This window comes from Streptomyces sp. UC4497, assembly GCF_054871485.1.
In genome coordinates this window covers 52,227-72,396 of sequence record NZ_JBTYHB010000044.1, presented here as the reverse complement: position 1 = coordinate 72,396, position 20,170 = coordinate 52,227, and the positions used below count along the sequence as shown (strand labels likewise).

Sequence of the window (20,170 nt, the reverse complement as noted above, 5' to 3'; positions counted from 1 at the left end):
CCCCCCGGGGGCCCCCCCCCCCCCCCCCCCCCCCCCCAAACACCCCCACCCCCACCCCCCCCCCCCCCCCCCCCGCCGCCCCCCACGCCGTGTGTATATGTTGGGCTATTTTGTTTCGTGCTTTGGGCTTTGCCGCAACCCTACCTGGGGGGGAGGGAAACACGGGGGGCCCCGGGGGGGGTGTTGGGCGGGCCCGGCGGTAGGGGTAAGGGGGGGGGGCCCCCCCCCCGGGGGCCCGCCCCCCACCCCCTCGCCATCGGACGCGTTCGCGGTATGGGGCCGACGGCTCAGCCGAGCCGGAGGCTCGTCGGCGTGATCGTCTCGCCGGACGTTACCTTCACCGTGGCCGGGCGGTTGCCGGGGAGCGTGACGACAGCGATACCGCGGTCGTCGGTGTAGGTGTCTCGACCGGGTGTGTCGATTCGTGCGTGAGTCACCGGCCGGGTGTCGACTGTCGTCTCGTGCGGGCCCATGCCACCGACGCTGGCGGTCACCTCGATCGCGTAGCGGCCATGTCCTATGTGCTTGGCCTTGGCCTGCATCTTCGGCTTCTTCGGCAGTCGCTCGGGACAGGAGCCCTTCTGCGTAAGCCACTTGGGTGGCCCCGAAACGGTCTTGCCGTCGTACGTAGCGGTGGAGGTGCCCTTGTAGGTCGGCGTACCAGCGGCGTTGCCGCCCGAGATTTCGAGGTCCTTGCGGAGTGATCCGGTGTGCTCACCCGTCATCACGAGGTTCGTGACCTCATGGACCTTCGTGATGCCGGGTTCCAGGACGTCGATCTTCTTGGTCCCGTCGAGGAACGTCTTGCCGTCCTCGGAGTAGCTCTTGTACGTCGCGGAGAAGTCACCGTAGACCGCGCCCTGTTTGCCGTTGTAGTGGATGTCGACCGTGCCGCCGCCCGGTCCGTCGAGGGTGACGTCTCCGACATAACCGAATGGAGGGTGCCAGTCGGCCGGGGCGGGAGCCCAGTCACCGACGTCGGAGCTGACGACGGGTTCCGGCTTGGCCGGCTGGCGGCTGGACATCTTCGCGACGGTCAGATAGTCCGGGACATCGCCGGAGAAGAGTCCGGAGCCCTGCTTGACCGCGTTGAGCGCGAACTTCGTCCCGTCCGGGCTCCAGGCTGTCCACCCCGAGACACTGGTGTGCGCGTGCACGTCCGGGGCGATGATGGGCTGGCCGGAGACAGCACCGCCGTGGTCGCCTTCCCCGGGCATGAGCCACACGACACCACCGCACGCCAGGTTGTTGGGCGTGTTGATCAGCATGCCGGCCTCGGCGCCGACCATTGGCGCGTCGATGAAGCTGCGGTGGGGCAGGAGACCACCGAGTGAGTCCCACATGTTGTGGGTGCGGTTGGTCCATACGACGGAGCTGCCGCCGTCCGGTGAACCGGCGTAGTCCTCGTCCCAGTCGGGGTGGTTGGTCAGCCGCTTGCGGACACCGGTTTTGAGGTTCACCTCCCATACCTCGGGGTTCTCTGAGTGAGTGCCTCCTGAATGCACGTAGGTGACATGGCTGCCGCCGTGGGTGAAGGTCTTCAGCTCGTACAACCCGGTGCTTTCCGACCAGGCGTCGACGTTCCGGTCGGACGCCGAGGTGGGGCCGGGCGGGTTGATGACCTTGGGGTCCTCGGCCACGTATTTGTCTGTCTTGCGTACGAGTTTGGCGACCACCATCTGCTCGAGGCCGTCGGTGCGAACATCGGAGTAGCCGATGTGCTTTCCGTCCTGTGCGAGGGTCGGATAGGCACCCTGGCGGACGACGGACTGCGGTCTGTTCGCCGCTCCGCCCGGCGGGATCACCCCGAGCGGGGGGTTCGCCGTGGAGAGGTCGTACGGCAGGTACTTGGACGTGCGGCAGTTCACGATGCTGGGCGCACATTCGAGCACGCCATAGAAGCCGAGGAAGACCCGCTTGCCGTCCGCGAACGGGAAGACGTACGGGAGGTTTGGGGTCTCCGCACCGGTCGAGCACGTGAGGCAGCGGACGTGCTTGCCCTTGAGGTCGGTGATCCACGCGTCGCTCTTCGGCTTGCCATCCACCGTATGCGTGCCGGAGAACACCACATGCTTCCCGTCGGGGGTGAAGGACGGGCTGCTCGCGCGCACCTTCGGTGGCACCGGGATGCGGTCGAAGTCGATCGGCTCGAAGGGGACGTCGCCGGGGCTGCCAGTGGATGCGGCCGTGCGGTCGGTGCCCGCCTCGCCGCTGCTGGCGCCGGCGTCGGTCGCCCCGACTGCCAGGAGCAGAGACGCGGTGGCGCCGAGAGCGGGCAGGATCCGCCAGCGCCTGCTCGCGCTCATCGACGGTTGCGTCGGCCGCGGCGTAGTCCCGGCTGCGCGACGGCGCGAACGGGAAAGGGACATCTCTCCTCCGTGCGTGTGGAAGGGGGTTGGGAGGGGTGTGGGAGGCTGATGAAATGTGCTGTGTTCTTTACTTCACGTCAAGCTAGGGCGAAGCTTTACTTCGAGTCAAGGAGTCGGCCTATGGTTTGGTGTCATGTCCGCCCGCACCGTGATCGGCCCGAGCGGCCGCCGCTTCGACGAAGATCAACTCCTTGATGCCGCCCGTGAGGTGTTCCACGCGGTCGGCTACAGCGCCGCGCAGATCGCCGACATAGCACGACGAGCAGGAACGACCAGGCCCACGCTCTATGCCCGCTTCGGCAACAAGGAACAACTCCACCGCCGTGTCATCGAACGTGAGGCGGATGTCTTCAGGGCGTGGATCGGCGACGCGTACGAGCACGGGACCGATCTGTCGCTCGCGCAACTCGCGCGGACGGGAATGGAACCGCTCTTTCGCCTGGCCACCGAACGGGCCGAGGGCTTTGACCTGCTCTTCCGTGGGGACAGGGCCGGCGACCACCCCACCAGTCTGAGGCGGCAGGTCCTGGGCGCGGTGACCGAACAGCTCACCGGCCTCATCGAGCGCCGCCGACAGCCCTACGGCCCGGCACTCGGGCCGACCGCTGAAGCGCTCGCCGCCGCCTGTGTCGGCGTCGCCATTCAGGTGTGCGAGCATGCCATCGACCACGGTGGCGAGCTGGACGAAGCACGGAGACTGGCCGCGAGCTTCGTCGCCAATGCCTTCCACAACCTCGACCTCAACGTGCTCATGGAGTAGGGAGTTTCCGTTCGGGCCCGGCACAGAGCGGGGTGTCTGATTCGCTTCAGGTCCCGTCTGTCATGCCGTCACTCGGACCTGTAGTCGCGCCAGGTTCTCCACGCCCGTGACCGAGGCCGAGGTATCGCCTTCGCGCTGGCTTGTCGCGCGAAGCACGACGACATGGGCGCCTACTTCGCCGAAGCGGTGCTCCACCTGAGCCGTCAGGGTCGGCGCGGGCTCCTCGATCTGTGCCTTCTCCTCGAAGCGGCCGGTACCGTCCAAATCCCAGGCCGCTTCGACCACGGAGCCCGCGCCAGGCGGGACATCGACCTGCGCCGTGAATCGCACGGTCTCGCCGACCCTGGCGTCAACCGGTCCATCGAGGGAGATGACCGGTTGGATCCCGCCACGCTCTACCGCTGTCGGTGCGAGCAGCGTCCTTTGCCAGACACTCAGCTTGTAGGAGGTGTCTGCCGGTGGCTTCACACCGTTCTCCACCCACGCCACGAGGTCCTCAAGGGCCTGCAGTGCGGCGCCGAAGATCTTGACGAACCGCAGGGTGATCTGAGTGCCGAGTGTGGGAGAGACTTCGCCGTGCATGGCGTTGTCGAGGATCCAGAGCCGCATGTGATCGTCGCTGTTCCCCAGTTGGGCACGCACCCTCTCGATGTAGTCGTGCGCGAAGTGCGGCGGGCAGAGATGGTCCAGGGCGCTCTGAAGGACGATCATCTTGCCGTCGAAGCGGCCGGTCGGCAGGCTGCCGAGCACGGCCCGGCGCTCCGGGGCGAGAGGGCGTTGCGGCCAGATCGGCTGACCGTTACTCGCCCAGCGCCGCATGGTCGGCTGGTTCGGGTCGATGATGTGCCGGTGGTAATGGGACCATGCCTGCTCGAAGGTGCTGTCCAGAGTGATCTTGTCGCCCACCTGTGGTGTCAGATGCGGCCCGGGGTCGGCGAACCCGATGCAGTCACCGGCCACGGCCGTGCAGACGCGCAGCACCTCAGCTCCTGGCTCACCAACGGTGAACCGGCAGCCGATCAGATCTTTCGTAACCTCGACACCGCTGAGTCGGGCGCCGACCACAGAGTCGGGTGGGACCAACGCGCGAAACCCCTCGAAGAGCGCCTCCACCAACGCCGGGCCTTCTGGATCCGACGCGAGGACCAGGCCGGTGACCGTGCCGGTCGCGCGGAGCGGCTCCATGTTCTTCCCCGCATAGCCGGCCAGGCCCCAGAAGTCCTCCGCGTACTCGGGGTCTATGAGAGGGATCCAGTTCGCCCAGTCGGACGCTGCCATGCTGAGCAGATTCTCGGCCCCCTTCGGATAGCCGACGGCGTAGAGGTCGGACAGGCACTCCCGCTGCTCGTCCGTGTCGAGGACCGCGAAGGGGTCGGTACCGGCGTCCACGGCGGCGGTGATCTCGTCCTTCTTGTGGCGCAGGGCGATTTCCGCGCGGATCCACACCGACCAGTAGTGCCAGGCGAGGTGCTGGTTCACCATGACGATCGGGACCGCGCCGTCCCACAGGCCGGGCACTTGCTCCATGCCCGACACCGATCGGGCGCCCCCGCCGCTGGCCCCGAACAGGTAGGAGTGGTGCGGCCGCGCGCCAAGGAGTTCCACTGCGGCCGCCTTGGCGTAACGCGCGGTCTGCGCGCTCGCCCGGTGCGAGAGGATCGTGCGGTCTTCCGGGAGCCCCGGCCCTCCCACGCCGGGCCGCTCCGGGCTGCGGATCCAGCCCTGGTTCGACGTCACGACGAAGGCGCCCAGCCGGAAGGCGCTGCGGAGCAGACTCTCCATGGACTCGGGTTCGTGCAGCTCGGTGCCTCCGACGCCGCCCTCGAGCTCCTGGACCATCCGGCCCTGGTAGGCGCCGTCCTCCGGCAGGTACATCTCGAATCGGGTCTCGGTCCCCTCGAAGCCGCCGTGCAGGTAGCGGTGGCGTACGGGGTGATCGCGCCACTCGTCGACATCGACGAATGCGGGTCCGAACGCGGGGTCGTCCTGGTGGGGATCGCTCGCCACGGAGGTCAGGTCCTGGTCGGTCATGTCTTGGCGACTCGCAATCTCGGTCGTGTGGGTGTCGGTCGTGGAAGGGGAGGCGGGGCGCAATGTGCGCGAGGCCGTCATGCGGCGCAGGCCACCGCCGCCGCGTTCAGCTCGCGTGAGCGCCGAACGACGCGAACGTCATTCCGGTCGCACCCGTTCGTCAGGTAGACGAAGGACAGGCCGCTCTCCGGATCGGCCCAACTGATTTGGCCCGCGGCTCCGTTGTGCCCGAACGTCCGCGGGGTTGCGCCGCCCCCGCCGACACGATGGAGGCACGTCGGGTCGTCGCCCTGCAGCTCAAGCCCGCGTGTACGGTTCGCGACGATGCCGAACGGCGCCGCGGCGAAGACGTTCCGTACGTGGGTGGTGACGTCGCGCCGGATCGCGGGGTCCCATACGTGCTTGGGGTCATGCAGCAGGTGCTGGTAGAACAGCGCGAGGCTCGCCGCGTCGCTTACCCCTGAGGCTCCCGGAATGCCGAACGTGACGAGGTCTGGCCGCTGCCACTCGGTCAGGAGGGCGTCGAGACGCACGCTCGCGTTCCCTGCCGACGCGTTCATCGCCTCGGTCACGTCGTGTGGCAGCGAGTCGAGGCCCAGGAGGTCCTTCACTTCCTCCGCCGTGCTGGGCTCACCTGTGCCGACCATGCGCTGGAGGTCGCCTTGCCGGCCCTCGGGGACGCCGAGTTCGAGCCGTTCGAGGCCCAGGGGCCCGAGAATCCTCTCCCGCAACGCCGTTCGGTGGTCCATGTCGGTGACGCGCTCCACCAGCTCTGCCATCACATAGTGCGCACTGAACCCGTGATAGCCGTAGGCGGTCCCTGGCTCGAAGGACGGCTTCCACTGTTCCATCTGTCGCACCCGGGCCGCACGGTCGAAGATGGAGTCAAGGTCGAGCTCCGCGTCCGGGAAGCCCGCGGTGAAAAGCAGCAGGTGTTCGAGTGTCACCCCGCCCTTGCCGTGCGCTCCGAACTCCGGCCACAGGTCCACAACCGTCGCGAGCGGATCGAGCTTGCCCTCTCCCATCAACTGCCAGACGAGTGAGCTGAAAACCGGCTTGGTCGTCGACCAGATCGAGAACCGCGAATCCGGCGGCGCGTCGCCGAGCGTCTCGTGCACGAGTACTTCACCGTGTCTGGCCAGTGCGTACTGGCATGCCGGCAAGTTCCCCTCTTCCAGGCCCTGTTGGGCCCGTTCCTTCAACTCGGCAACACGCTGACCGGACAGTCCTGTCATATCGGCTCCCTGGTGTTTCGTGGAACGAGACCCGTGAGGACGGACCTCGGACGGCGGGTCGTGTCCGTTCCCAGACGGTGTTCGACTAATGGGCAGTCCTCGGCCCGTTCTAGCGAGGGTGACCGCCGATCGGTGCTCTCCTGCTTCGCGTCACGTTCTCGCGCAGCGCAGGGCACATCCATGAACCTCAAGTGCGGCTCGAAATTCATAGTGGCGGCCGTCAGGGTGTGCGTCAACAGCCCTGTGCCCGTTGCCTGTTCGCCACCTGCTCGGCCGGTTGTGTCACCGCGAGGCGAGCGGGTCCCGCTCCGGAGTCGGATACGGTGCTGGCATGTCAGAGCTCCGTCGGCGCGGCCCTTATGCACGGACGCGTGAACGTCGCGAGACCATCGCCAAGGCCACACTGGCGCTTGTGGTCGAGTGCGGCCATCGCAGTGTGACCACGCTCGGAGTGGCGAAGCGTGCGGGCATCAGCGAAGCGGGCCTCCTCTACCACTTTCCATCCAAGGAGACGCTCCTCGTCGCGGCTTTGGCTCTCTTCGACGAGCAGGAGATGAGCCTGTTGGCGCCGGGTGAGTCGGTCGCGGCCGCCCCGGCCCTCGCCGTTGACGGCGTACGCCGGACCAATATCGTCCACCTCTACGCGTCGCTGCTGGGGGAGGCCAGCAACCCCGAACACCCCGCGCACGACTACTTCAAGCAACGCTGGCGCCTGTCGCGCGCGCAGCTGGCCCGTGACATCTCTCTGCTCCAGGAGAACGGTGAGGTAGGCCCCGCGGTCGACCCGGAACGGGCTGCGGCATTGATCATCGCGGCCTGGGACGGGCTGCAGAACCACTGGCTGGTCGACCCGTCGTTCGACATCGGAGCCCAACTCGGCGCTGTCATCGACGCCGTCCTTCTGCGTGCCCCCGCCAGCCGTGGGGACGGGGCGCGCGGCGCCACACGGTAGGTACTCGGCGTGAGGCCGGGGTCCAGTCTCTCGGCTGTGGCGCTCTTCACCGGCCACGCAGGAAAGTCGTGCCCTCTGCTCACCCGGTGGCTCGGTATCTGAATTTCTTTGTGCGCATGGATATTGACGGTGTGCTGGGCCCGGCCCTACTTTGAGCCCGAACTTCAAGTGTCACTGGGAATTCAGCGGTCGGAAACCGGACTGGAACATCGACCGCCGTAGACATCCGATCCCACACCTCCGGAGAGCGCCGTGCGCAACTTGCCTACTGCCGTGCCGCCTTGGATCGTCTCCCCGTCGGGCACTGTCCGACCCACGCCGGATCTGCCGTGCTGAAACTCCTTGGGCACCGCCTGCTGTGGTCACTGCCCGTCGTCTTCGTCGCCACAGCCCTGTCGTTCGTGCTCACCAGCCTGGTCCCCGGCGACGCCGCGCAGATGATGCTCGGCCCGCAGGCCACGGCGGCCCAGATCGCCGGCCTGCGTGAGAGCCTCGGCCTGGACAAGCCGGTGTTCGAGCAGTACGGGAGCTGGCTGACGAATGCTGTGCACGGCGATCTCGGCATCTCGATCATCTCCGGTGAGGGCATCACCTCCCAGCTCAACGAGCATCTTGAGGTGACCTTCTCGCTGCTCATCCTGGGAACGCTGGCAAGTGCAGTCCTCGGTCTCGCGCTGGGCGTCACCTCGGCCGTGCGCGGTGGTGTCACCCGTAGCGTCGTCGACGTCCTGTCGCTGGGTGGCATGGCCATCCCCAACTTCTGGCTGGCGGTGGTCCTCACCTCGTTCTTCTCCGTCACACTCCGGCTCCTGCCGGTGGCCGGCTATGTCAGCTTCGCGGACTCGCCGGGGCAGTGGGCGCGGTCGCTGGTACTGCCGGTGATCTCCCTGGCGGTCGGCGGGGCCACGGTCATCGCCAAGCAGACCCGCGACTCCCTCGGGCAGGTACTGACCCAGGACTTCATCAAGACGTTGCGGGCCAACGGCCTCGCGCACCGGTCGATTCTCTTCCGGCACGCGCTCCGCAACGCAGGTGTGCCGATCATGAGCGTCATCGGCGTCGTATTCGTGGGGCTGATCGGCGGAACGATCTTCGTTGAGCAGGTCTTCGCCATGCCCGGCCTCGGTTCCATCGTCCAACAGGCCACAGCCTCAAGGGATTTGCCTGTGATCCAGGGAGCGGTCGTGTACTTCACCTTGCTCGTCGTCGCGGCGAATCTGCTCGTAGACCTCTGCTATGGCGCGATCGACCCCCGGGTGCGTCTCCGGTGACCGGCATCGAGCAGACGGCAGTGGACCCCTCGCCCGGCGGCGTCGGGCTGAGTGACGACCCGGCCAAGCAGCTGTCGGTGACTCTGCGGCAGCCGCAGCGGGGCTCTGTCCTGCGGTCGTTGGTGCGCAGGCCGCTGGCAGCCCTGTCGCTGTTGTGGCTGGTGGCGGTCGGAGTGATGAGCGTGGGCGCGAACGTGCTCGCTCCGTACGGGCCCACGAACACCGACCTGACTCAGGTTCTGGCCGGTCCGGGCGGGCAACACTGGCTGGGCACCGACCAGCTGGGCCGCGACATCCTCAGCCGCGTCCTGTTCGGTGGCCAAGGAGTGTTCCTGGGAATCGTGGAGGTGACACTCGTCTTCGTCGTGACCGGCACCGTCCTGGGAGTGCTGGCCGGCTACTTCGGTCGCTGGGTGGACTGGGCGGTGCTGCGCTGGATCGAGCTCGCGGTCGCGCTCCCGTCCATTCTCATCCTCCTGCTCGTTCTGGCCGTGTTCCCGGGAAATCAGCATCTCGCGATGATCGCTCTCGGCGTGCTCGGTGCGTCAGGACTCGCCCGGGTCATCCGCGCGGAGACACAGCGCGTTCGCACGGAGCAGTACGTCGCGGCGGCCCGCGTTTCCGGACTCGCCGACGCTCAGATCCTGCGTCGGCACGTTGTGCCGCGCCTGGCGACGACGATCCTCGTGCAGGCGTCCCTGGTCGCCGCGGCCGCGGTCGGAGTCCAGGCAGGACTGTCCTTTCTCGGCCTTGGTGTGCAGGAACCGGAGCCGTCTTGGGGCGGACTGATCACCCAGGCGAGCCAGGTCCTCGACCGGTCCAGTTGGATGCTGATTCCGTCGGGCGGTGTCATCGGCCTGACGATGCTCTCTCTCGCGCTGCTCGGTGATGCCCTGCGCGATGTGATGGTGCAACGGTGGAGCAGCGCACCGGCACGGCCGAGTGGCGCGGGCAACGGTGAGCCGCCCGTACAGCAGGAAGGCGAGGCCGAGCCAGCCGAATCCGGTGAGGCGACCGACCAACCGTCGCCGGGCACACTGCTGGCGGTGCGCGGGCTTACGGTCGCCTTCGGCTCCGGAGGATCCCGCACCGTGGTCGTCCAAGGTGTCGGCTTCCACGTCGACAAGGGCGAAATCCTCGGCATCGTCGGCGAGTCGGGCTGCGGCAAGTCCGTCACGGTTTCCGCCGTGCTGGGCCTGCTGCCCGCCGGCGCCGAAGTCCGCGCCCGCTCCTGCAGGTTCGACGGAGCCGAACTCCTGTCGCTGTCCGATCAGGACCGCCATGCGCTGCGCGGAACCCGTATCGGCTACGTGTCCCAGGAACCCATGACGGCGCTCGACCCCACGTGCCGCGTCGGCGATCTGCTCGCCGAGGCCGTGCGCAGACACCACGGCCTGGACCGGCGCGCCGCGCGGGCGCGGGCCGTCGAACTCCTCGGCCTGGTCAACATTCCGGATCCGAGCGCCGTTTCGCGACGCTACCCGCACCAGATCTCCGGAGGCATGGCCCAACGGGTCGCCATCGCGCTCGCCCTGGCCGGCGACCCCGATCTGCTGGTCGCGGACGAACCGACAACCGCGCTCGACGCCCGCGTCCAGGCCGAGATCCTCACACTGCTGCGGCGCCTGCAGGCGGAGCGCGGACTCGCCATCGTCTTGATCACCCACGACTGGGGCGTCGCGGCACAGTTGTGCGCGCGTGCAGTCGTCATGTACGCCGGGCAGGTCGTGGAGCAGGGGCCCGTCGGCACCCTGTACCACTCGCCCGCGCACCCGTACACGGCCGGACTCCTCGCGGCCAACCCGCACCGCGCGCTCGACCGCATCGCAGCCGGCGGCGGCTCCGCCACGACCCTGACGAGGCTGCCGACGATCCCGGGCACGGTGCCGCCCCCGGCCGCCTGGCCCGTCAGCTGTCACTTCCAGGACCGCTGCCCGATCGCGGCTGCCGACTGCGCTCAGCGTCCGGTCCCCCTCACTGCTGTCGCGTCCGATCACCACAGCCGCTGCATCCACATTGACCGAGTGCGGGATCTCGACAAGGAGGACGCCTCGTGAGCCGGACCGACACGGCATCCGCTCAGCCCCTGCTGAGCGCACACGGAATCGTCCTCGACTACCCCCAGGGGCTGCGGCGCAAGCCTGCCCGGGTACTGCACGGAGTCGATATCGACATCGCCGAGGGCGAGACTCTCGGCCTGGTCGGTGAATCTGGCTCCGGCAAGAGCTCGCTCGCCAACATCGTCCTTGGCTTCCGACCCCCGACTGAAGGACACATCCGGTTCCGGGGGCGCGACATCACCCACGCCGGGCGACGCGAGCGCCGTACCCTCAGCTCGGAGATCCAGGCGGTCTTCCAAGATCCGTACAGCTCGCTCAACCCCACCCGGCAGGTGGGCACTTCGATCGCAGAGCCGCTGCTGTTGCAGTCGTCCGCACTGTCGCGGCGGGACATCGCGGCGCGAGTGCGGGACATGCTCGTCCGAGTAGGTCTGCCGCCCGACGCCGGGGACCGCTATCCGGCACACTTCTCGGGCGGACAGCGGCAACGCATCGCCATCGCCCGCGCCCTGATCATCAACCCATCACTCGTCATCTGTGACGAGCCGGTCAGCGCGCTCGACCTGTCTGTGCAGGCCCAGATCCTTAATCTCCTGGCTGAACTGCAGGAGTCGATGGGCCTCAGTTACCTCTTCATCGCGCACGATCTCGCGGTGGTGCGCTTCCTGTCCCACCGTATGGCCGTCATGCACCAGGGCCGCATCGTCGAGACCGGCCCGGCGGAACGCGTCTACAGCGCGCCCAGCGACCCGTACACCCGGCAGCTGCTCGCCGCGGTGCCCGACCCGGATCCCGCTCGGGCACCGTCCCAGCGGCTCACCGTCGCACAGGACTCCCGATAAGACCCCGCCGTGCGCGAACCGGATCGTCGGCTCCGACCCCCGCTTCGGGTGCGCGGCACTCCATGGAGGAAGTTCCATGAACAGAAGATTCTCCCGCACCACAACCTTTCTGGTCGGCGTCCTGTGCGCCGCACTGACCGCGACGGCCTGCAGTGGCACGGCTGATTCGCCCAAGGGCAAGTCAGGAGGCACACTCAACGTTGTCTCGCTCACCCCGCCCAGCACCTTCAACCCGGCCCGAGCGGGCATCACCGTAGGGGAGAACTGGTACACCCCGCTGGCGTACGACTCGCTCATCCACCGGGGCCCGGACGGCAAGTACGAGCCCGGCCTGGCCACTTCCTGGAAGTATGTAGGCAAGGGCAACCGCGAGTTCCAACTCACCCTGCGCCCAGGTGTGAAGTTCGCGGACGGCTCACCGGTCACGACGGCCGCGGTGGTCAAGTCCCTGAAGTACACCTTCGCTGATCCGAACAGCCCGCAGGCGCCGTCCCTCGGCAAGGTGTCCGTCGAGGCGACCGGCGAGCGCACCGTCACCCTCAAGCTCGCCCGGCCCAACCCGGAAATGCCGTACAACCTGTCGTCGACGACGCATCTCAGCTCGGTCATCAGCGCGAAGGGCCTTGCCGACAAGAAGGCGCTGGGGCACCTGACGTTTGGCGCGGGACCGTATGTACTCGACGACAAAGCGACCGTCTCCGGCGACCACTACACCTACATACCCAATCGGAACTACTACAACAAGTCCGCGATCCACTACGACAAAGTCGTGATCAAGGTCGTCAGTTCCACCAACGCGGCTCTCTCCTTGCTGAAGACCGGCGCCGCCGACCTGGCGCAGGGCGACGTCAATACCGTGCAGAGTGCCAAGAGTGCCAATCTCAAGACGTACTCCACCTTGGTCGCGGAGACAGGGATCCAACTGACCGGCCGTGCGAAGAGTGCCGGGTCCAAGCCACTACGCAGCAAGCTCGTCCGGCAGGCGCTGAACTACGCCGTCGACCGCAACGCCATCGCCAAGGGGTTGCTGCACGGCACTGGCAAGCCGGTCAACCAGATAGGGACCCCGGGGACGCCCGATTATCTGGAGTCGGAGGCGGACCGCTACGCCTACGACCCCAAGAAGGCGAAGTCCCTGCTGGCGAAGGCGGGTTACCCGAACGGCTTCAGCGCCACCATGCTCAGCCTCACCGTGAACCCACCCGCCAGCGAAGTCGCACAAGCCGTGATCTCTGACTGGTCCAAGATCGGCGTGAAGGTGCGTGTGGTCAACGCCAGCGACGGCGCCAAGTACCAACGGGAGTATCTGGGTGGCGATCACCCCATGGTGTCCTACGGGTACGGCTACATTCCGTTCTTCCTCTACGCGAAGAACTTCTACGTTCCGACACCCGGTCTCATCTACGGCGGGGACGACCCGCAGCTGGCGTCCCTGGTCAAGAAGGGTGACGCGGCAACGGGCGCCGAACAACGCACGCTGCGCGACCAGGCCACGCGGCGGGCCATCGACCAGGCCTGGCTCGTACCCGTGACGAGCTTCTCGGTCTTTTACTACACGTCACCGAAGGTGAAGGGCGTGAAGGTCAGCCTGAAGCGTCCGCTCCTCGACCTGACTGAGCTCTCGCCCGCCTGACAGCGCCCGGAGGCCTCGGGCCGGTGAGCCCGGGGCCCTGCTGCGACCGCAAGCGCATCGGCCGCGCCCCACCTTGCGCCGGCAGGTGTGCGGCCGACAGGCCATCGAATGAGAAATGGACATTGATGCTCTCAGCACAGTTCGAAACCGCCGACGCGGTGTTCGTCGGCTCGCCCGAACGACGCGTGGGCGAGCCGGGCGATCCGGCGGTGTACTTCCGGACCGAGTTCGAAGCAGGCCCGGACCTCCTGGGGGCAACCCTCCACCTCACCGCTCTCGGAACCGTTGAGCCCTATCTGAACGGGGGCCGGGTCGGCGATGAGGTCCTGGCCCCGGGGTGGACGTCCTACCGGCACCGCCTGCTCGTCCGCAGTCACGATCTCACCACCATGGTGCGCACCGGCACGAACGCGTTCGGCGCCATCGTCGGCGACGGCTGGGCCGTCGGCCGCCTCGGATTCGAGGAGATTACACGCTCGCGGATCTATGCCGACCGTCCCGCTCTGCTCTCTCTGATCGAACTGCGCTACCCAGACCGGACGGAGTACGTCGCGTCAGGCGACCGATTCCGGTGCGGGCAGGGCTCCGTGCGCGCCAACTCCCTCTACGACGGGGTCACCATCGACGCCCGACTCGAACCGGCCGGTTGGCACGAACCCGGATTCGACGACGGCGCCTGGCTCCAGGCCGAACCGGTTGCCTGGGACACAACCACCCTGGCCGTGGCCACCGCGGAACCGATCCGCCGCGTCGAGGAGTTGCCGCCACGGAAGATCTGGACGTCCCCGGCCGGCAGCACCGTCGTCGACTTCGGACAGAACATCCCCGGCTGGGTCCGGCTCCGTCTGGATGGGCCCCGCGGAACCGAGGTCTCCGTCCGGCACGCCGAGGTGCTCGTCGACGGCATGCCGGACTACATGACACTGCGGACGGCCGAGGCGACCGACCGCTATGTCCTCGCCGGGGACGGACCGGAGGAGTTCGAGCCCCGGTTCACTTACCACGGCTTCCGGTACGCCGAGATCGACGGGCTCCGCGGTGAATTGTCACCGGATGACGTGCGGGCCGTCGTCGTGCACAGCGACATGACGCGTACGGGGTGGTTCGAGACATCGAACGACCTGCTGAACCGGCTGCACGACAACGTCGTCTGGTCGATGCGCGGCAACTTCGTCAGCATCCCCACCGACTGCCCACAGCGCGACGAGCGACTCGGCTGGACGGGAGACATCAACGCGTTCGCCCCGACCGCGACCTACCTCTACGACGTGCGTGAGGTGCTGATGTCATGGCTCGATGATCTCGCCCTGGAACAGAAGGACTTCGGCTTTGTCCCGTACGTCGTACCGGATGTCCAGCCCGGGCACGACACACCGACCGCCCTGTGGAGTGACGTCGCCGTGCGGCTGCCCTGGCAGCTGTACTGGGAGTACGGAGACGAGGAGATTCTGCGCCGCTGCTACGAGTCGATGGCGACGTTCACGCGCAGCGTGGTGCCGCTTCTTGATCTGACCGGTGTGTGGAACTCCGGTTTCCAATTCGGGGACTGGCTCGACCCGTCCGCCCCGATGCATCGACCTGACCAGGCCAAGGCCGATCGCCATCTCGTAGCTACGGCCTTCTTCCACCAGACCGCACGCGAAATGGCCCGCACTGCACAGGTGTTGGGCCGCACGGAAGATGCAGCGTGGTTCTCAGAGGTCGCCGACAGGGTTCGTGCAGGATTCCGCGCCGAGTACGTCAGTTCCAGCGGCCGCATCACCGGCGAGTGCGCGACGGTCTACGCCCTGGCCATCCGGTTCGGTCTGCTCGACGACAACCAACTGCGCCGCGCCGGCGCGCGCCTGGCCGATATCGTGCGGCGCGACGGCTACCGCATCTCCACCGGCTTCGCGGGCACCCCGCACGTGGCACACGCTCTGACAGAGACCGGGCACACGGACGACGCCTATCGCCTGCTGCTGCAGACACGGGCGCCATCGTTCCTCGATCCGGTCGTCCGCGGGGCCACCACCATCTGGGAGCGGTGGGACGCCATCCTCCCCGACAACACCGTGAACCCATCGGGAATGACATCCCTCAACCACTACGCGCTCGGCTCGGTCGCACACTGGATGCACACCGTCATCGGCGGGGTGCGGGCGACAAGTCCGGGCTACCGGACCATGCGCATCGCGCCTCGGCCCGGCGGTGGCCTGACCCGAGCCAGCGCAGCGCACGACACCGTTCACGGGCGGGTGAGCGTGGAGTGGGAACGAGAGGACGACACCATGACCGTCCGCGTGACGATCCCGGACGGCACCACCGCGGAGGTGGCGCTGCCCGAGCACCCCGCTCGGGCGGAGCGCACCGTCTGTGCGGGCCGGCACGCCTGGACGTACGCGCTCGCTACGACACCCGCCCCACTCACACTGGACAGCCCGGTCGAGTGTCTGGCCATGCATGACGCGCTCCTCGCGTCGGTGTCGGGGATCCTGCGCGAGTACCTGCCTCCGCACATGGACGTGACGAAGCTACTGGACCAGTCCATGGTCCTGCCGTTGTCGGTGCTGCTGAACGAACTCCCCGGAGTGACCGACCGCATGCGCCGCGAGCTGACGGCAGCCATCGAGCGCCACCACACCCCGTCCGAAAGGGCTTTGCTGTCATGACGTATTCCGTGCAGCTGTACTCCGTGCGCGACGCGCTGGAAGCAGACTTCGATGGGGCGATCCGGCGCCTCGCCGAGATCGGCTACCGCCGGGCCGAACCCTGCGCCTTCGAAACCCGTGTCGAGGCTTTTGCCGCGGCGTTCGCGGAGCACGACATCACGGCCCCCACGGGCCACACCTTCGTGATCCCTGTCGGCGAGGTTTCCCCCGACCTGGACCAAGTCTTCACCGCCGCGCGGCGTCTCCGTATCGGCACCGTGGTCCACCCCTTCATCCCGCCCGAGCGCTGGCACGACATCGAGGCGATCCGCGACACCGCGGCCCACCTGAACGTCGCGGCGAAGAAGGGCGCCGAATACGGGGTCCGGGTCGGATACCACAACCATGACTGGGAGATCTCCTCGAAGATCGAGGACACCACGGCACTGGAGGCCCTGGTGTCCCTGCTCGACCCCGAAGTGGTCCTTGAGCTCGACACCTACTGGGCCGCGGTGGGCGGCGAAGACCCCGTGAGGCTCCTGGAACGGCTGGGGCAGCGTGTGAGTGCCATCCACATCAAGGATGGTCCGGTCACGAAAGACACGTCCGCTCAACTCCCGGCAGGGCAAGGCCAGATGGATGTGTGGGGCATCATCGAAGCCGCGAAGCACCTGGAGGTGGGCATCGTCGAGTTCGATGGCTACGCCGGTGACATCTTCGACGGCGTCACCGCCTCGCTGCGCTACCTCGAGGCGGGCCCCCACGACCGCCCGAAGGGCGGTGCCCGATGAACCGCGGGCCGGTCGGGGTCGCCGTCATCGGCGCCGGTGTGATCAGCAAGGAGTACCTGAACAATCTCACGGCGTTCCCGGACCTGATCGTTCACGCCGTCACCGACCTCCTCCCAGAAGCCGCGAAGACCCGGGCGCGAGAATACGGGATCGCCGAGCATGGCACTCCCGAACTCGCCCTGGACCACCCAGACGTCGAGATCATCGTCAACCTCACGACACCGACAGCCCACGTCGAGATAGCGACCGCGGCGCTGCGGGCGGGCAAACACGTGTGGAGCGAGAAGCCCTTCGCGCTCGACCGCGAGAGCGGGCTCGGACTGCTGAAGGAGGCGGACGACACCGGGCTACGCCTGGGGTGCGCGCCGGACACCTTCCTCGGCGCGGGCCTGCAGACCGCCCGACGGGTCATCGAGCGAGGAGACATCGGGGTGCCGCTCACGGCCCAGACCATCCTCCAGTACCCGGGACCGGAATCGTGGCACCCCAATCCGGCTTTTCTGTTCCAGCGTGGCGCGGGGCCACTGTTCGACATGGGCCCGTACTACCTCACCGCGCTGGCGCAGACCTTCGGTAGCGTCCGCCGGGTTTCCGCGGTCGGTTCCATGGCCAAGGCCATGCGCACCATTGGCTCGGGCCCGCGCACGGGCGAGGAGTTCGAGGTCGAGGTGCCCACGCATGTGAGCGCCCTGATCCAATTCGCGTCCGGTGGCTGCGCGAACAGCATCTTCAGCTTCGATTCCCCGCTCGTCCGGGCGGGGTTCGTAGAGATCACGGGCACCGAGGCCACGCTCTCACTGCCCGACCCGAACGCCTTCGACGGAGAGCTGAAGATCTGGCCCACTGGGGCCGACGAGTGGACCACCATTGGGGCAACGGGCCCTGCGGACGGCCGGGGCCTGGGCGTGCTCGACATGGCGCGTTCCCTGCGCCGCGGTGAACCGCACCGCGCGACAGGGGAGTTGGCACACCACGTCCTGGACACGATGGTGTCCGTTTCCGAGTCGATCGACACAGGTTCGTTCATCGACGTCGTCAGCTCCGCCCCGGTATCCAGCCCCGTTCCGGAGGACTGGTCACCGCATGAAGCCACTTCGTGACACCCCGCTCGAGGCAGAACGGTGCCGAACAAGCTGGAAGGAACAGCAGTAACCGATGAAGCGCACTTCTTTCAACGACGGCTGGGAGTTCGGGCCGAAAGCCAATCCGTTCGCCGAGCTCTCCGGCGCCACCACGCCGTTCCGGCCCGTGTCGGTCCCGCACGACGCCATGCTCGGCCGACGGCGAACCGCCGAAGGGACCGCAGCCGCGGCCTTCTTTCCCGGCGGCGCCTACGAGTACCGCAAGACCTTCCAGGTGCCGGCCGAGGACGAGGCCAAGCGGATCCTCGTCGAGTTCGAGGGCGTTTACCGGGACGCCATGGTCTACGTCAACGGCACCTACGTCACTCAACGCCCGTACGGTTACTCGCAGTTCCGCGCGGACATCGGGCCCCACCTGCGCTACGGCGCGAGCAACGAGATCCGGGTCGAGGCGCGAACCCACCAGGACTCCCGCTGGTACACGGGCGCAGGCATCTACCGGGACACCTGGCTCCTGGTCGGAGATCCGGTACGCATCGCACCCGAGGGCGTTCGTGTCACGACCCTGGAGTGCGACCAGGAACAGGCGGTGGTGGAGGTCGCCGTCCGGATCGAGAGCGACGAGCGTGCGGTGCGCACCGTCCGGCTCGGAACGGAGATAGCGGGAGCCGATGGCCGCACGCTGACGACGGGATCGACACCGGTCACCGTGGAGCCGGGGCAGCAGGCGATCGCCCGGCAACGTCTGTACATTCGCGACCCTGCCTTGTGGAGCCCCGACCAGCCCGCGCTGCACACCGCCGCCATCACGTTGGACGATGACCGCGACACCGAAAACGTCACCTTCGGTATCCGTACCCTGCACCTCGACCCAACGCACGGCCTGCGCCTCAACGGGGATCCGGTGAAGCTGCGCGGCGCCTGCGTGCACCACGACAACGGCCCCCTCGGCGCGGCCACGTACGCCCGTGCCGAGGAACGCCGCGTGGAACTCCTCAAGGATGCCGGATTCAACGCCCTCCGGATGTCCCATCACCCCATGAGCAGCGCCATGTTGGAGGCCTGCGACCGGCTCGGCATGCTCGTCGTTGACGAGGCCTTCGACATGTGGACATCAGGGAAATCCGCCTTCGACTACAGCCTGTACTTCGCCGAGTGGTGGGAGCGGGACCTGGAGGCGATGGTCGCCAAGGACTACAACCACCCCAGCGTCATCATGTACTCGATCGGCAACGAAATCCTCGAAGCCGGCTCTCCTGCCGGAGCCGCGTGGGGTCGGCGTCTCGCTGAGAAAATCCGTGCGCTCGACTCCACCCGTTACGTCACCAACGCCATCAACACTGCCTTGGCCGTCATGGCCGATCTGGCCGATCTGAAGCAGGATCAGGACGCCGAGCGGGCGGAGAGTGAAGGCACGGGCATCAACACGTTCATGGCCGATCCCGCCGCTCGTCTGGAGGCGCTCGCCACCTCCGAACTGGTCACGCACAAGACCGAGGAGTCCTTTGCACTGCTTGACGTCGCCGGGATGAACTATGCCGAGGCCCGCTACGCACTGGACCGCAAGCTCTTCCCCGACCGCATCATCCTCGGCACCGAGACCTTCCCCACCCACATCGACCGCATCTGGCGCCTGACCGAGGAACACGGCCATGTGATCGGCGACTTCACGTGGACCGGATGGGACTACCTCGGCGAGGTGGGTATCGGCCGACCCTTGTACCGTACGGACGACGAGCAGCCGGCGGGCTTCATGGCGTCGTACCCGCATCTGACGGCCGACTGCGGCGACATCGACATCACCGGCCACCGCCGCCCCGCCTCCTATTACCGCGAGATCGTCTTCGGTCTGCGTACCGACCCCTACCTCGCGGTCCGACGCCCGCAACACCACGGAAGTACCTACGTCGCCACGCCTTGGGCGTGGAGTGATGCCATCTCCTCCTGGACGTGGCCCGGCTTCGAGAAGGCACCCGTCACGGTCGAGGTGTACGGAGCGGGAGACGAAGTCGAATTGCTCGTCAACGGACGCTCGCAGGGCCGACGGCCCCTGGCGGCCTTCCGTACCGAGTTCGAAGTTCTCTACGAGCCGGGGGAGTTGCAGGCCGTTACCTACGCCGGTGGAATGGAGAGCGGCCGGCACGTAGTACATACGGCCGGCGCCCCGGAGCGTCTGCGGGCGGACAGTGACCGTGCCGTCGTCACGGCCACCGGAGGAGACCTGGCCTATGTGTCTCTCACCCTCACTGACGCGGCCGGTACCTGCAACCCGTCCGCCGACCGCCCCGTACGCCTCGAAGTCACCGGCGACGGCGTTCTCGCCGGCTTCGGAAGCGCCTGCCCCTCGACCGACGAACCCTTCGACTCGCTGGACCACCACACCTACGAAGGTCGCGCGATCGTGATTCTTCGTCCCACAGGGCCTGGCGAGATCTGCCTGGTGGCCTCGGCGCTCGACTGTGCCCCCGTGATGGTGAAGGTCGCGGTACAGGCGGGCCGTTGAGGCCCGTTCGT

At 67.5% G+C, this 20,170-nt stretch carries 13 protein-coding genes; 10 read left to right on the top strand and 3 right to left on the bottom strand.

Annotation, left to right across the window (positions count from 1 at the left end; all coding sequences use genetic code 11):
- Positions 1-287: 287 nt before the first annotated feature.
- Positions 288-2,306 carry a TolB-like translocation protein gene (locus ACYSUO_RS37210; protein WP_461780623.1) on the bottom strand — a complete coding sequence of 673 codons (2,019 nt, stop codon included), beginning with the start codon at positions 2,304-2,306 and terminating at the stop codon, positions 288-290.
- A 196-nt stretch (positions 2,307-2,502) separates the two neighbouring features.
- Between ACYSUO_RS37210 and ACYSUO_RS37205 the strand changes: the two genes are divergently transcribed.
- Positions 2,503-3,129: a TetR/AcrR family transcriptional regulator gene (locus ACYSUO_RS37205; protein WP_422479646.1), complete on the top strand. Its 627-nt coding sequence runs from the start codon at positions 2,503-2,505 to the stop codon at positions 3,127-3,129.
- Positions 3,130-3,189: 60 nt separating this feature from the next.
- Here ACYSUO_RS37205 and ACYSUO_RS37200 read toward each other — a convergent pair whose 3' ends face one another.
- Complete coding sequence (locus tag ACYSUO_RS37200; RefSeq protein ID WP_461780622.1) at positions 3,190-5,160, bottom strand: tannase/feruloyl esterase family alpha/beta hydrolase; 1,971 nt, start codon at positions 5,158-5,160, stop codon at positions 3,190-3,192.
- A gap of 77 nt (positions 5,161-5,237) precedes the next feature.
- The gene (locus ACYSUO_RS37195) at positions 5,238-6,395 is read right to left on the bottom strand and encodes a serine hydrolase domain-containing protein (protein WP_461780621.1); all 1,158 of its coding nucleotides are present in this window, start codon (positions 6,393-6,395) and stop codon (positions 5,238-5,240) included.
- Positions 6,396-6,726: 331 nt separating this feature from the next.
- On the opposite strand from ACYSUO_RS37195, the gene ACYSUO_RS37190 reads away from it, so the two are divergent.
- The 9 genes from ACYSUO_RS37190 (at position 6,727) to ACYSUO_RS37150 (ending at position 20,159) form a co-directional block, all read left to right on the top strand.
- Entirely contained in the window at positions 6,727-7,347 is a 621-nt protein-coding gene (locus tag ACYSUO_RS37190; RefSeq protein WP_461780620.1) for a TetR/AcrR family transcriptional regulator, read from the top strand.
- A gap of 329 nt (positions 7,348-7,676) precedes the next feature.
- Positions 7,677-8,618 (top strand): ABC transporter permease, encoded by a 942-nt coding sequence (locus tag ACYSUO_RS37185; RefSeq protein WP_461780619.1) that lies wholly within the window; start codon positions 7,677-7,679, stop codon positions 8,616-8,618.
- On the top strand, positions 8,615-10,675 hold the full coding sequence (locus tag ACYSUO_RS37180; protein WP_461780618.1) for a dipeptide/oligopeptide/nickel ABC transporter permease/ATP-binding protein: 2,061 nt from the start codon (positions 8,615-8,617) through the stop codon (positions 10,673-10,675). The genes ACYSUO_RS37185 and ACYSUO_RS37180 overlap by 4 nt, the downstream gene beginning before the upstream one ends.
- Complete coding sequence (locus ACYSUO_RS37175) at positions 10,672-11,520, top strand: ATP-binding cassette domain-containing protein (protein ID WP_422479658.1); 849 nt, start codon at positions 10,672-10,674, stop codon at positions 11,518-11,520. Before ACYSUO_RS37180 ends, ACYSUO_RS37175 begins: the two co-directional genes overlap by 4 nt.
- Before the next feature lie 76 nt (positions 11,521-11,596).
- On the top strand, positions 11,597-13,153 hold the full coding sequence (locus ACYSUO_RS37170; RefSeq protein ID WP_461780617.1) for an ABC transporter substrate-binding protein: 1,557 nt from the start codon (positions 11,597-11,599) through the stop codon (positions 13,151-13,153).
- Between the two features lie 125 nt (positions 13,154-13,278).
- Complete coding sequence (locus ACYSUO_RS37165) at positions 13,279-15,804, top strand: family 78 glycoside hydrolase catalytic domain (RefSeq protein WP_461780616.1); 2,526 nt, start codon at positions 13,279-13,281, stop codon at positions 15,802-15,804.
- Entirely contained in the window at positions 15,801-16,574 is a 774-nt protein-coding gene (locus ACYSUO_RS37160) for a sugar phosphate isomerase/epimerase family protein (protein ID WP_461780615.1), read from the top strand. Before ACYSUO_RS37165 ends, ACYSUO_RS37160 begins: the two co-directional genes overlap by 4 nt.
- A complete protein-coding gene (locus ACYSUO_RS37155; RefSeq protein ID WP_461780614.1) occupies positions 16,571-17,674 on the top strand; it encodes a Gfo/Idh/MocA family protein in 1,104 nt (367 codons plus the stop codon). The genes ACYSUO_RS37160 and ACYSUO_RS37155 overlap by 4 nt, the downstream gene beginning before the upstream one ends.
- A 55-nt stretch (positions 17,675-17,729) precedes the next feature.
- Entirely contained in the window at positions 17,730-20,159 is a 2,430-nt protein-coding gene (locus ACYSUO_RS37150; protein WP_461780613.1) for a glycoside hydrolase family 2 TIM barrel-domain containing protein, read from the top strand.
- Positions 20,160-20,170 lie beyond the last annotated feature (11 nt).